The following is a 13,296-nucleotide window of genomic DNA, read 5'->3' on the forward strand; positions in this document are numbered from 1 at the left end:
TGACCGCCATTCCCACCATTGGATGACCCATTATCTGGACCGGAGCAACAGACACGATGAGAGGAACACGTCACACGCAGTCCATGATCGGCTGGCAAACCTGCCGGATTCCCTTCGTCGCCGTGCTGTCGTCAGGGCTGTTTGCATTGTCGGCCTGCTCGGGCGGAGGATCATCGGACAGCACATCGCCATCCGTGTCGAAGATCGTGGTCCAGCCGATGACGAACGTGATGCCCAGTACGCATGGCGGCTACTTCTCGGATCCTTACCCGATCCAGCAAACGAAGGCTTCCGCTTCCTCCACGTTCCCGGCTTTCTCTGGAACGACCCGGCAGACCCTGACCTGCCCGGGCAATCTTCAACCGGGCTGCTTCGCGGCGACGGCAAACGCCCTGGACTTGAGTCGTGTCGCGCCGCAAGCCGCAGCGCATGGGGCGTCCATCACCGGATTCGAGAACCTGAACATCTTTCAGGACAGCATGGGTGCGTGGCACATGGCGGTCACGGTAGAGATAAACAATCCCTCCGCGCCGCAAGGCAAGACCGATTGGCACGTCATCATGCACGCTCACCCGACGAGTACCGCCGCCGGCATTCCCACAGCCTGGACTGCCGACTCCGTACTGGCCGGTTCGCTGAGCGGCTGGGCTGCGGGAAACTACGACGGCAAATATGTCGAGGACGCCGGCACGCTTTACCTCGTCTATAGCATGAACCTCGCGGATACCTACAACGGCATCGCGGCACAGGCCATGCAATCGGCGACGACGCCCGCATCGAGCGCACCGGTGCCGCTACTCGGGCCGGAGACCGGCAATGGCGCTTACAACTCGGAATTGTTTTACGGCCTGGGTCAATCGAATCAGTACAGGCAGATCGAGACCGGCAACGTCACGAAGATCCAGGGGAAGTATGTGATGACGTACTCGGTCGGCGGCTATAACCAGCCCGATTACAAAGCCGGTATCGCGTGGTCGGATACGTTCTTGCCGACCTCCGGCGGGACCTACCAGCGGGTGCAGAAAATGGATACGGCCGGCGTGTGGGGCCAGCCGAATCACGCGGAGGTTCAGTACCTCTTGCAGTCGCAGGAAGCGCAGTGGCCGAACTATGTGGCCGATCAGGTGTTGTCGCCAGGTGTGCCGTCGATCGTCAGCGACACGAGCGGTCGCTACTTCCTTGTGTTTGCAGGTTACGCGCCTTCGGACGCGCCTACACAGTCGGGCCTGTACATCGGTTCGTACCGACGCCCGTTCTACGTCGGACTCGACGTGAATATTCCAGCGGGAGCGGTCGTCGGCAAGACGTCGCCGCAAGACTTGGCGAGCTGGATTCAACCAGCAACGACGCCGTCGAATCCCTGAACGAAATAAGGCGGTGCGCAAGCTGTCGCGTGTGTCCGGCGCTGCGATGGCCTATTGCGTTCGCCATGCCAACTGCGAGGGGAACATGTTCGTCAAGAAGATCGCTTTGCTTGCGTTTGTATGTCTTGTGATGATCGTAACCGGATGTGGAGGCGGTTCGTCGACTTCGGGTGCGAGCGGTCCAGATACGGGGAGCAAGCAGCCCACCACGATCGGCAAGACCGCAATCGCGGGCAGCGGCTGGTATCCACGCGTGATCCGGCTGAGTCACGGACCGGCAGCGTATAACGGGCGATTGATCGCGAGCACGGGCGTCGGTGGCAACATCAGCCCGGGGGCCAGCGCCCATGGCGTGTTCCAGAGTCTGGACAGTGGTGCGACGTTCTCCCCGCTCGGTAGCGTCGTGGCCGCCGCCGGCAGCAGCGAACGGTGCTGCTCGACGTTGTTCGAGTTGCCAGTCGCGGTCGGTACGCTGCCGGCGGGCACGCTGCTGAGCGCCGGATCCTACAATTCGGGGACGACGCCCGCTATCGAGGTCTACATCAGCAAGGATGAAGGCGAGACCTGGTCTTATTACGACACGCCGGCGATCCGTGGTGCGGGAAAGAAAGGCGGTCTGTGGGAGCCCGAGTTCTCCATCGCCAGCGACGGCGCGCTGGTGATGTTCTGGTCCGACGAGACCGACCCGTGCTGCAGTCAGAAGATCGTCCAGATACGGACGTATGACGGGCACACGTGGCAGGACATGAGCAATACGGTTGCATTGTTGGCTGCCGACGCGCGGCCGGGTATGGCGCGTGTCAGCACGTTGCCCAACGGACATCACTTCATGAGCTATGAGGTGTGTGGTTCGCAACAACAATGCACCGCTTACTCCAGAACTTCGACCGATGGATGGAATTACGGCACACCATCGACGCTGGGCAACAGGATCGTGTCGTCGACGGGACAGTACTTCGAGCATGCGCCGGACAGCGTCTGGACCCGTGCGGGTGGTGGCAACGGCGCGCTGCTTGCAGTCGGCCAGATGCTCTACGAAGCGGACGGCACCGTCTCGCCGAGCAATGGAAGAGTCCTGTTCGTCAACACTTCCGCCGATGGAGCGGGAGTCTGGACGGTCAAACCGGCGCCGGTGCCGGTTCCGAACGCGTACTCGAATCCGTGTCCCAACTACGCTGACACATTGCTGCCTTCAGCGGACGGCGCCGAACTGCTTGAACTGGCGGCCGACTTCAACGGCAGCATGGGGTGTCAAACGTATTACGGCACGCTGCCGCAGTGAAGGACGCAATATCTGCGATTCTCGCAGTAGACCGCCGGTTCAGGCTTTCGATTTCTTCAGGAGCCTGCGTGCAAGAGTACGTCCATGCGTTGGGCTTCACGTAGTCGAATCAGCTAACGACGCACCGCTTTTTTTCGCCAGGTCCGACGAAGTCGTGACGCTGCGACGGCGATGAGTTTAATGCGAGTGAAGCATCCTTGAACCAGTGACGTTGACAACTTTTATGAGGGTCTTGCAATGAAAGCAGCTTGGTATGAGCAGAATGGAAGCGCGAGCCAGGTATTGAATGTTGGCGATCTTCCCGATCCGGTTCCATCGGCCGGTGAGGTTTGCGTCAAAGTTCTTGCATCCGGAGTCAACCCCTCCGACGTCAAAACCCGCGCCGGCCGACCGCTGGTTGCACCACGAGTGACTCCGCACAGCGACGGAGCCGGGATTATCGTGAGCGTAGGTGACGGCGTTGCACAGACGCGCGTTGGCGAACGCGTCTGGATATGGAATGGTCAGTGGAAGCGTGCTGCCGGGACGGCAGCCGAATTCATCAAGCTTCCTTCCGAACAAGCTGTGATTCTGCCGGAGGACACGACGTTTGAAGAAGGGGCGTGCCTCGGCATTCCTGCTTTGACCGCCTTGCGAGCCGTGACAATCGATGGTCCGGTTTTGGGTCAGACCGTACTCGTCAGCGGCGGCGCAGGGGCGGTTGGGGCGTATGCCATTCAATTCGCCCGCTTGCTTGGCGCGGCGGTCATCATCGCGACCGTCAGTTCCTCGGAAAAAGCGAGCGTTGCGATGCGCCTGGGCGCCGACCACGCGATCAATTACCGCGCTGAAAATGTTGAGGAGCGGGTCAAGCAAATCACGGATAGCCGGGGAGCGGATCGGGTCATTGAGGTCGATGGGGCCGCGAATTCCGGAATGTTGCCGGGTCTTGTCGCGCGAGGAGGGCTTTGTGTGATTTACGGATCCGGAAAGCCTCAAGTGCCGTTCGATTTTGGCCCAATGATTCAGATAGGCGCGGCAGTCCGTTTCTTTGTTGTGTATGAGTTGCCAATTGCAGAGCGAACGGTGCTCGTCAACGCGCTCAACGCGTATCTTTCGCACGGAATGCTTGAACATACGATCGCTGCGCGGTATCGACTCGACGACATTGTCAACGCTCATGAAGCCGTCGAAAGCGGGACGCTGTTGGGCAATGCGGTGGTCGTTTTCGATGTGGAGGATTAGCGCGACCGGACAGATGGCTAGCCCGGAAAAATTGCAATCAGATGCGGGTGCCAGGAGGCGTTGTGCGAACAGTCCGGCACCACTCCTGGCGACAGCAACCACTTGAAAATCGGTTGCCTATGGCGCTTGGAAAGCCAGGGTGCGCGACGTCTGACCATCCGTCGCGACCAAAACGACACGATTCCCTCCGCGATCATTCCAATGTACGCCAACAACACGCCGATCATGACGACAAGGGCGGCCAGTCCAGTCAAGGCGCCTCCAATCTTGTTGGAATAGAGGTCGTAGAGTTCATAAGCGCCGAACGTGATCATGCAAAGAACCAGCACGTAATAGGCGCGCCGCAGCAACTGCGTGAGCGTCCCGACTGGACGGGCGGCAGCGCGAATCGCGCACACCACAGAGGCCGAGCAGGCCGCGGCAAGTGCTAACCAGAACAGCGCAGATAGCAGATCATTCATGAAGCGCGGGCAGGAGCCGAGTGGGATAATCAGGTAAAGATATTACACGCCGGGATCCTTTGCGTTCCGCTCGATCGAAGCTCAATTATTCCAGGTTCGGTTTGCTTATCGCATAGCCGTTCGCTTTCTCGGTCGCCTGACACAATGCAGAGTGATCGGCATTCACGAGTCCAAGAGCAAGACACGAGTTCATCAATCGATGAACGCTCGTCGTATGCGGCAACTCGACCTCGAGTGTGCGTGCACCATTCACCGCAAGCTGAAGATCTTTGCAATGCAGCGCAATGCGAAAGCCGGGGTCGAAGGATCTCTTGACCATGCGTTCACCATGGATCTCGAGAACTCGCGACGCGGCGAAGCCGCCCATCAGTGCCTCACGCACCTTTGCGGGATCCGCGCCGGCTTTCGATGCGAACAACAAAGCTTCGGCCACGGCCTGGATGTTGAGCGCCACGATCATCTGGTTTGCCACCTTGGTCGTCTGACCCGCGCCACATTCACCTACGAGCGTAATGCTCCGACCCATCAGCGTAAGGAAGGGCTCGACCACGTCGAAGACCTCCTGCGCGCCGCCAACCATGATGGTCAGACTGCCCGCCTTGGCGCCCACCTCTCCGCCTGACACCGGCGCGTCAAGGTAGCCGCATCCGGCAGCCTCGATCCTGCGGGCAAACGAATGAGTGGCAACAGGCGCGATCGAACTCATGTCGACGACGATCTTGCCCTGCGTAAGGCCCTCGATAATGCCGTGTTCACCGAACAATACGCGCTCGACATCCGGCGTGTCAGGAAGCATGAGGAAGATGATGTCGGCGTGTCGAGCAACGTCCGCAGGCGAGGTGCACGCATTTCCGCCGAGATCAGTCAATGCGCCGGGAACGCCAGAGCGTGTATGCAAGAAAAGCGTATGTCCGCCGTGGATCAGGTTGGTGGCCATCGGGCGACCCATGATGCCCAACCCAATAAAACCCAGCTTAGCCATGAAACCTCCAGGAAAGTTATCGATAGCGACTCCACTCGTTCAATACATTGCCGCACCAGAATCGCGGCGCTATTTGAACCTCATAGGCTATCGGTACGCAAGTCTTTTGAATTGCTTGAGAAAAGATCAATCGACAGGACGATTTATCGTTTGTCGCAAGACGGTCAGAGTGCGAGGATGAAGGCACCAAACGTTCGTTCAGCCGATCGTCAATAAAAGTCTGGAGACAGTTTCTATGCCGCGCCAGTCAGGGTGGTGGATCTTGCGCGCCATTTTCGTCATGTTCTTCCTCTGCGGCGGCTCGCATGCGCGTGCGGACGATGCGCAACTGGCGCCACTGGTTATCGCCGCCCGGAAGGAAGGGCAAGTCAACTGGTACACGACGCTCGTGGTGAGCCAGGTGGTGCGGCCGATCGCACTGGCGTTCGAGAAAAAGTACGGCATCAAGGTGAATTTCTCGCCCGCGCCATGGCAGGAAACCACGCTCAAGATCCTGAACGAGGGCAGGGCGGGCAGCGTCGTCGCCGATGTGTGGGACGCGGGGCCGGCGTTCTTTCCGCTCAACGCCGCCGGTATGGTCGCGCCTTACAAGCCCGAGGCGGCAAGAGATTACCCGCGTGAACTGAAGGATCCGGCAGGTCTGTGGACCGCCAATATCATTCAGGTGATCACGCCGGCGATCAACACCGATCTGATCTCGCGCGCGGACGCGCCCGTCAGACTGGATGATCTGTTGGATCCGAAATGGAAGAACCAGATGGCCTGGAGCGCATCGCCCAGTATTGCCGGTCCGGTCGGCTTTGTCGGGTTCATCCTGAAGGTCAAGGGCGCTCAAGAAGGCATGAGCTTTTTGAAGGCGCTCTCGAAACAACATGTTGCCAATGTTTCAAGCAACCAGCGTGTGGTGCTGGATCAGGTCATACAGGGCCAGTATCCAATGGCGTTGTCGATCTATGACTATCACGCGGCCATCAGCGCGGCGCAAGGCGCCCCTGTCGCGTGGGCGTCCCTGGATCAGTCAATCGAGACCTTCGGAACCGCGGGCCTCGTCAGGTCCGGGCCTCATCCAAACGCCGGCAAGCTCTTGCTCGAGTTCATGCTTTCTCCGCAGGGCCAGAAGATCATTGCCGATGCGGGATACCTGCCCGCCAGTCCGGCGGTGGCGCCGAAATTCGCCGGATTGATGCCGGATACCGGCCACTTCAAGGCGGTTCTGATTACACCGGGCGAATACAACCAGCACGAGGCCGAGTGGACGGCGATCGTCGACGAGCTCTTCGACTGGTAACCGCAGGCACGCCTGGCTGCGCGAATGTGCTGACAATCAACTGGAGCATTGTTGAACATGCCGAATAGAGGTGGAGTAGCGGCCGCGGTCGAACCCTCCGAATCGAATCGACGCATCCGTTCCGGCAAGGGTATAGGCGCCGAGTCACGGGTGCTCAGCGGGCTTGTCTTGCTGGCCGCGAGCGCACTCGTATTGCCTCCCGCATGGATCCTGCTGAGAACGAGTTTCGTCGAGATCAATCCGAATCTGTCGACCGGCGCATTCACGTTCGATCACTACCTGAAGTTGGTGCATGGCAATGCGCTCGCTTCGAGTGCGTGGAATTCAATGGTGTTCGCATTGCTTGCTACGGTCGTGTCCGTGATCTGTGGCGCGAGTCTCGCGTGGCTGGTTGAGCGGACCGACGTTCCGTTGAAGCGTCTGGCCTTCGTCACCGCGATCATATCGCTGGGCACGCCTTATATCCTGTACGTTACGGCCTGGTTGTTCCTGCTCGGCCGTATGGGACCGGTGAACGATCTGTATCGAGCGCTATTCCATTCGACAGACGCGCCGTTCAACGTCACCTCGCTCGCCGGCATGGTGTTTATCGAAGGCTTCCTGTGGTCGCCGCTTGTCTTCCTGCTTCTGTCATCCACATTTCGCGCGGCCAATGCGGAGATGGAAGAGGCGGCCCGCATGTCCGGCGCATCGATCGCCTGTACCGTCAGGCAGATTTCCCTGCGGCTCGCGCGGCCCGCGATCTTCGCCCTGATCCTGTTTGTGTTCATCCGGAACCTCGAGTCGTTCGAGGTGCCGGCGTTGGTGGGCATGCCGGGCGGCGTCAAGGTGCTGACGACAGAGATCTACCGTAGCGTTCAGCGCATGCCGCCGGACGTCGGTTATGCAAGCGCCTTTTCAATCGTCCTGATCGGCCTGGTTGCGCTGCTGCTGTATTTCTATTCGAAGCTGAACAAACAAGCCGAACGCTATGTGAGCATCACGGGCAAGGGTTATCGTCCGCGTGAATTTCGGCTAGGCAACGCACGCTGGTGGGGTGGTGCGATCGTGCTGCTCAATTTTTCCATCGTGCTCGTGTTGCCCTTGCTCGCCATTCTATGGATGGCCGTCACGCCCTTCATACGGCCAATCCGTTATGCGACGCTGATGCATCTGACCGGAAGGAATTTCGCCGCCGTGCTCTCGTCGCCGTATTACATGAAGCTCGCGCTCAACACCCTCATCGTGGCGGGAAGCGTCGCAAGCCTGATTACGGGTCTTACCTTTTTCGCCGGATGGATCACCGCGAGAAAGAAGCCCGGATACGCGTTGATCGACCAATTGGTCACTATCCCGCTTGTGTTTCCAGGATTGATCCTTGGCCTTGCGCTCCTGGAGCTGGCGTTGTCGGTGCCGTTCACTGTCTACGGCACCTTGTGGATCCTGATCTTCGGCTTCTCGACGCGTTATCTCCCTTACGGCATGCGATATTCGCACGCCGGGATCATGCAGATTCATCCCGAGCTCGAACAGGCCGCCGCGGTCGCGGGCGCAAGCCGCGCCCAGATTCTCGGCAGAGTGGTGACACCGCTGGCGAGGCCGGCGCTGGTGTCGAGCTGGATCTTCATCTTCCTGATCGGCTCCAAGGAAATGTCCATGCCACTACTGCTGGCGGGCGCCAATTCGCAGACCATCGCCGTTGCCCTGTTCAATCTGTGGTCGAACGGACAGAGCGGTGAGGTCGCGGTACTCGGGCTTTTCTGGTCCTTGCTCATGACCGTGTGTTCGACGGTCTTCTACACGATCTCGCGACGTTGAAACTCCATGACCCTGGAAAAGAAAAACATGAATCCGGCCGCGCCGATGCTGGAAATAGCGCAGTTGTCAAAGATCTATCCGAACACGTCGCAGGGCTCGCAAGGCGGTCTCAAAGCCGCGCGGTTTTCCCTTCCGGCAGGGACGTTCTTCACGCTCCTGGGCCCCAGCGGCTGCGGCAAGACTACGACATTGAGATGCATTGCAGGACTGGAAGAGCCGGATACCGGCAAGATCGTCGTTGACGGCCAGACCTTTTTCGACGACGCACGCAGAATCTCGATACCCATGAACCGGCGCAATATCGGCATGGTGTTTCAGTCGTATGCGATCTGGCCACATATGTCCGTGTTCGACAATATCGCGTTCCCGCTCAAGGTGTCGAAGGACATCGCTTACACGCGCAAGGAAATCGAGAGCCTCGTTCATGCCGCACTGGAGACCGTGAGTCTTTCCGGCTATGCGGGCCGCTCCGCCACCATGCTGTCAGGCGGGCAGCAACAGCGCGTTGCTCTGGCGCGCGCTATCGTGCGGCGACCCCGGCTGCTTCTGCTCGATGAGCCGCTGAGCAACCTTGACGCGTCCTTGAGAGACGAACTGCGGGACGAGTTGCGCAAGTTGCAGCAGCAGATCGGCGTAACGACAGTGTATGTGACGCACGATCAGACGGAGGCGCTCGAACTGTCGGACAGCATCGCGGTCATGGATCGCGGGGAGATCGTCCAGCTTGGCTCGCCGCGCCAGATCTGGTTCGAACCGGCAAACCGCTTCGTCGCGAGGTTCGTCGGCTCGACAAACTGGCTGGAAGGGTCGGTCGAAAAGCTTGAGGCCGGTCGTGCACACATCAGAACGTCGAGCGGACAGCGACTGGTTTGCGAACCGCGCGTGGAGCTTGCGCGGAATCAGCCTGTGGCGATATCGGTGCGTCCCGAGTCGGTGAAAATCACGTCGGCGTGCCCGGCGAGTCTGGCCGACCACAATCATGTGGAGGGTCGCGTGAGCTTCGTCAGCTTTGCTGGCACGATGACTCGCGTGCAGGTCGATGTGGGCGGCGACCGGGTCCAGTTGTATGACCGGCCGACGGCCACGCACAAGCCTGGCGATACCCTTGCCCTGAGCTTTCCGATTGCGGAAACCGTGGCGTTCGCTGGCGTTTAGGCTGCCTGGCGTGCGGGAATGCCTGGTGTGTTGTCGGTTTCGATCTCGCTGCCCCTGGCTTCCTCGATCACCCAGCGACTGAATTCGCGAAGCCGTGAAGTATTCTGAAGCTCGCGCTTGTAAATCAGGAAGAAGCTTTCCGGGCTCTTATGGACGATATCGAAGGGCACCACGAGACGTCCTTCTCTCACATCGTCGACGATCAATTGCCGTTCGCCGAGCGCCACGCCTTGTCCTGCCAGCGCGGCCATGTAGGTCAGCGTCGAGCTTTCGAGTTCGACGATCGGATGCCGGCACGCCGCCGGAGAAATCCCCGCGGACTCCATCCATTGCGACCAGCTCAGGGGCCTCATGGCGGTGGACAGTATCGTGTGATCGAACAGGTCCTCGGGCGCGCGCAGAGGCGCCTTGCCGCGCAGGAGCGCCGGGCTGCAGATGGCGACGAGCTCGCTGCCGAAGAGCCGTTCCGCAACGATGTCGCTGGCCCATGTGGACTCCGTGCCCAGCTTCATGAGCGCTTCGATGGTCGATCCGGCGAAGGGCGCGTGCAGCGGCGGCAGATTGGTGGTCAGCGAGACGTGGCGGTGTGGATGAAGGGCATGGAAGCGTCCGAGCCGTGGAAAGAGCCAGCGTGTCGCGACGATCATGGAGCAGGCCACGCGCAATGGCTCCTCGCTGCGGCTCTTGATGAACGATCCAGCGGCGATGTCGATGGCGCGAAAAGCTTCGCCGACGGCGGCGGCGAAGTCGCGGCTCTCCGGCGTCAGCTTGACCTCACGGTTGTTGCGCTCGAACAGAACTTGACCGAGCGAAGATTCGAGCGTCTTTATCTGTCGGCTGATTGCACCGGGAGTCACGTTCAGTTCCTCGGATGCGAGCGTAAAACTCTCCAGTCGCGCCGCTGCTTCAAAGGCCTTCAATGCATTGAGGGGCGGTAGCTTCCATCCCATCTGCGTTTCCCAAAGTTAAGCTTCCACGAACGCGGTCAGCTTCATGGAGGATCGTTCCGTCATCGACGCATGCCAATCGCTCAAACGCGGCCTCGTGCCCCGCCAGTTCTCTTCGTTGAAACGGAAGTCGAGGTGGCTCAGCGCAACGGCGATCGCGACCGAGCCAATGGTAACACCCGTTAGGGCGACGAGTTGCTCCGCCTCGCCCTCAAGCAGATCCAGCGTCCTGGCTGTTTTCAACCGGTAGGCTGCCTCATGGGCCGGAGAGAATTGCTGGACCGGACGCTTGCGCTCGCCGAGCGTCAGGACGGATTGCTCCATGATTCCGTCGCCGAGTGATTGACGACGTTCGTCCGCGATCCGCGATGCGTGGTCCGCGCAAGTCAGCTCATGTGTATCGGCGAACTGGACGAGATAATCACAGATGGCGCGCGAATCGAATAGCGCGCTTCCGTCGTCGAAAATCAGCGTGGGAATCCTGTTGAGAGGATTGTGCTTCATCAGGTTCTCGTCCAGCAGGATCGAGCCAACGGCGACCCGTATCAGCGTCAACTGATCGCCGAGCGATAACTCATGCGCCAGCACCATGACCTTGCGCGCGAAAGGCGATCGCGAAGACCAGAAAAGCTTCATCATTTGCCTCTATGTCGATTCAGTCTCCCGCGATCGGTCGTGTCACGCAGGTTCGTTGTCGTTGTTCTTGTCGGGCCGCCCGCATCAACGCGTACGGTCTTCGGGAATGAAGCTGTATTGATCGCCCGGACCTCGTAGAACATACCCGCAATGCGGATAGCCGAAGTGACAAGGCATGATCAGGGCGTTTCGTTCTGCCGCCCGTGCGAGGAGCGCTCTTCGGGATTCGATCGCACGCTTCTTGTCCATGCAGAATGTCGTGTTGATGCCGGGCTGTACGATCTGAATGGGACTGTGAAACACGTCTGCGGTGAAAATGCCTTCCTTGCCGCCGGCGTTCAGGCGCAGTGAAACCTGCCCAGGCGTGTGTCCCGGAACCGGCTCGATGTCCAGCAAGTCGGCGATCCGTCCGGTGCCGTCGATGAAGTTCACCATGCCGGCATCCACGACCGGCAGCACGCTGTCCAGGAACGAGCCGCCTCCGGCCTCCTTGTTGCCGCTCGCATACTGCTGCGCCAGAGGCTCGAAATCGGCCAGCGGAAGGTAATACTCGGCGTTCGGAAAAGTGGGCTGCCATCGGCCGTCGACCTGCTCGGTATTCCAGCCCACGTGGTCCGAATGAAGATGGGTGTTGATGACATGCGTAACGGAAGCGGCCGTTACCCCCACCGACGCCATCCATTCCGGAACCAGCGTGTTGAGCATGTTCTGCCGCAGCGTGGTGCGCGCCTTTCGATTGCCGACGCCGGTATCGATCAGGATCGTTCGCCGCTCGTACTGGACAATCCACAACTGAATCGCAACGATGAATCGATTGACCCCTGCGCAATATTGCTCCGGACCCAGCGCTTCGGCCTGCGTCAGCGACGCCGTCATATCCAGGTCGGGGAAGACGCGTGCGGGATCGTGGGTCGGCCCGTAATACTCGATCAGGTTGCTGACTTTTACGTCGCCAATCATTCTGCTAAACAGCATGGGGCCTCCTGAGAACCCGTTCGACAGGGCCGGCGCTCTGACACCGGCCCGCAACGTCACATGCGAAGGATTTCGCGCGCTTCCGCAGCGCTTGCAGTCGCCACGTTCAATTCGCCGAGGATCCGCTTCACTTTCTCCACCTGTTCGGCATTTGACTTGAACAGCACGCCGGGGCGTTCCTGAATGTTGTCCTCCTGGCCGATCCGGACGTTGGTGCCGAGCAGCGCGCCTGCGGCTGCGGCCTTCATGTTGTTCGGGCCGGTTCCGTGCGTGAACAGAACGAGATCGTCGCCGAACAGCTTCTCCGCCGTTTGCTTCATGTGCAGCAGATGCTCGACGTTCGACGGAATGCCGCCCAGGATGCCTGTCAGAAACTGCACGATGAGCGGCCGCTTCACGCCCTTGATCTTGTTGAGGTGGTACTCGAGGATATACAGATGGCCCACGTCATAACACTCGAATTCCATTGCGATGTCGTTGTCTGAAAAGATTTCGATCATCTGCCCGATCTTCGCGAAGGTATTCTGCGTGACCGTCGTATAGGCGCTCTCGCCGAAGAGGAATTCCTTCTCCCAATCGTATTTGAGATTCGTGATGTTCAGGTCGTTCGCTTTCTTGAAGCGGCCATAGTTCATCGAGCCGACAATCACGGTCGCGATGTCGGGACGAAGCGCCAGCACGGCGGACACGCGGTCCTCGGCTGTCGCGCCGAGCGAGGCCGACATATTGATGATGGCGTCGCAATTCTCACGGATCCGCGGGACGAACTGCTTCCAGACTTCGATATCGTTGGTGGGCCGTCCGTCTTCCGGATTGCGCGCATGAAGATGCAGGATCGCAGCGCCGGCATGAGCCGCGGCGATGCTCTGCTCGGCGATCTGATCGGGTGTGATCGGCAAGTAGGGCGACATGGATGGCGTGAGGCCGGCGCCAGTCACGGCACAGGTCACGATCGTATTTCTCTTGGTGGTCAAGGTAGTCTCCGGATTGCGGGCGTGGCCCAAGGCGACGCTGTCGCCCGAGGAGCGCTCACTGTGGCCGAATCGTGCACGCGCGACAAACGATTAAATTTTCGCGTTCTTGAGAAAAACTCAACGGCTGATGGGTTCGCCATAGAGCGGATCGGGACGCGTTCTTTTCAAGTTGGACAGAGCGGGGGTCGATTGCGAGAAACTCATTCGAGCT

At 59.7% G+C, this 13,296-nt stretch carries 12 protein-coding genes; 6 read left to right on the forward strand and 6 right to left on the reverse strand.

Annotated elements, in window-relative coordinates:
• Positions 1-56: 56 nt before the first annotated feature.
• The 3 genes from QCE88_RS19150 to QCE88_RS19160 all read left to right on the forward strand — a co-directional run bounded on the left by QCE88_RS19150 (position 57) and on the right by QCE88_RS19160 (position 3,870).
• The gene (locus QCE88_RS19150) at positions 57-1,364 is read left to right on the forward strand and encodes a hypothetical protein (RefSeq protein WP_309904996.1); all 1,308 of its coding nucleotides are present in this window, start codon (positions 57-59) and stop codon (positions 1,362-1,364) included.
• 85 nt (positions 1,365-1,449) lie between these two features.
• On the forward strand, positions 1,450-2,646 hold the full coding sequence (locus QCE88_RS19155; protein WP_309904998.1) for a sialidase family protein: 1,197 nt from the start codon (positions 1,450-1,452) through the stop codon (positions 2,644-2,646).
• 237 nt (positions 2,647-2,883) lie between these two features.
• Positions 2,884-3,870 carry an NADPH:quinone reductase gene (locus QCE88_RS19160; protein WP_309905000.1) on the forward strand — a complete coding sequence of 329 codons (987 nt, stop codon included), beginning with the start codon at positions 2,884-2,886 and terminating at the stop codon, positions 3,868-3,870.
• Between the two features lie 17 nt (positions 3,871-3,887).
• On the opposite strand, the gene QCE88_RS19165 is transcribed toward QCE88_RS19160, so the two are convergent.
• Both QCE88_RS19165 and QCE88_RS19170 read right to left on the reverse strand, forming a co-directional pair.
• Entirely contained in the window at positions 3,888-4,331 is a 444-nt protein-coding gene (locus tag QCE88_RS19165) for a hypothetical protein (RefSeq protein ID WP_309905003.1), read from the reverse strand.
• Between the two features lie 85 nt (positions 4,332-4,416).
• Positions 4,417-5,313, reverse strand: coding sequence for a 2-hydroxy-3-oxopropionate reductase (locus QCE88_RS19170; protein ID WP_309905005.1), 897 nt, complete (start codon positions 5,311-5,313; stop codon positions 4,417-4,419).
• A 235-nt stretch (positions 5,314-5,548) separates the two neighbouring features.
• Here QCE88_RS19170 and QCE88_RS19175 point away from each other — a divergent pair, with 235 nt between their 5' ends.
• Genes QCE88_RS19175 through QCE88_RS19185 form a run of 3 tightly spaced genes read left to right on the forward strand, consistent with a single transcriptional unit; the run spans position 5,549 to position 9,553 of the window.
• Entirely contained in the window at positions 5,549-6,601 is a 1,053-nt protein-coding gene (locus QCE88_RS19175; RefSeq protein WP_309905007.1) for an extracellular solute-binding protein, read from the forward strand.
• A gap of 57 nt (positions 6,602-6,658) precedes the next feature.
• Entirely contained in the window at positions 6,659-8,398 is a 1,740-nt protein-coding gene (locus QCE88_RS19180; RefSeq protein WP_309905009.1) for an iron ABC transporter permease, read from the forward strand.
• Between the two features lie 27 nt (positions 8,399-8,425).
• Positions 8,426-9,553: an ABC transporter ATP-binding protein gene (locus QCE88_RS19185; protein WP_309905011.1), complete on the forward strand. Its 1,128-nt coding sequence runs from the start codon at positions 8,426-8,428 to the stop codon at positions 9,551-9,553.
• On the opposite strand, the gene QCE88_RS19190 is transcribed toward QCE88_RS19185, so the two are convergent.
• The 4 genes from QCE88_RS19190 to QCE88_RS19205 all read right to left on the reverse strand — a co-directional run bounded on the left by QCE88_RS19190 (position 9,550) and on the right by QCE88_RS19205 (position 13,085).
• Positions 9,550-10,503, reverse strand: coding sequence for a LysR substrate-binding domain-containing protein (locus tag QCE88_RS19190; protein WP_309905013.1), 954 nt, complete (start codon positions 10,501-10,503; stop codon positions 9,550-9,552). The two genes, QCE88_RS19185 and QCE88_RS19190, sit on opposite strands and share 4 nt — an antisense overlap.
• 15 nt (positions 10,504-10,518) lie before the next feature.
• Positions 10,519-11,139, reverse strand: coding sequence for a glutathione S-transferase N-terminal domain-containing protein (locus tag QCE88_RS19195; RefSeq protein WP_309905015.1), 621 nt, complete (start codon positions 11,137-11,139; stop codon positions 10,519-10,521).
• Between the two features lie 81 nt (positions 11,140-11,220).
• Complete coding sequence (locus QCE88_RS19200) at positions 11,221-12,171, reverse strand: MBL fold metallo-hydrolase (protein ID WP_309905017.1); 951 nt, start codon at positions 12,169-12,171, stop codon at positions 11,221-11,223.
• Positions 12,168-13,085, reverse strand: a complete 918-nt coding sequence (locus QCE88_RS19205; RefSeq protein WP_309905021.1) for a 3-keto-5-aminohexanoate cleavage protein — start codon at positions 13,083-13,085, stop codon at positions 12,168-12,170. The genes QCE88_RS19200 and QCE88_RS19205 overlap by 4 nt, the downstream gene beginning before the upstream one ends.
• Positions 13,086-13,296 lie beyond the last annotated feature (211 nt).

Origin of the sequence: Caballeronia sp. LZ035 (assembly GCF_031451175.1) — a bacterium.
In the GTDB taxonomy this organism is placed as follows: domain Bacteria; phylum Pseudomonadota; class Gammaproteobacteria; order Burkholderiales; family Burkholderiaceae; genus Caballeronia.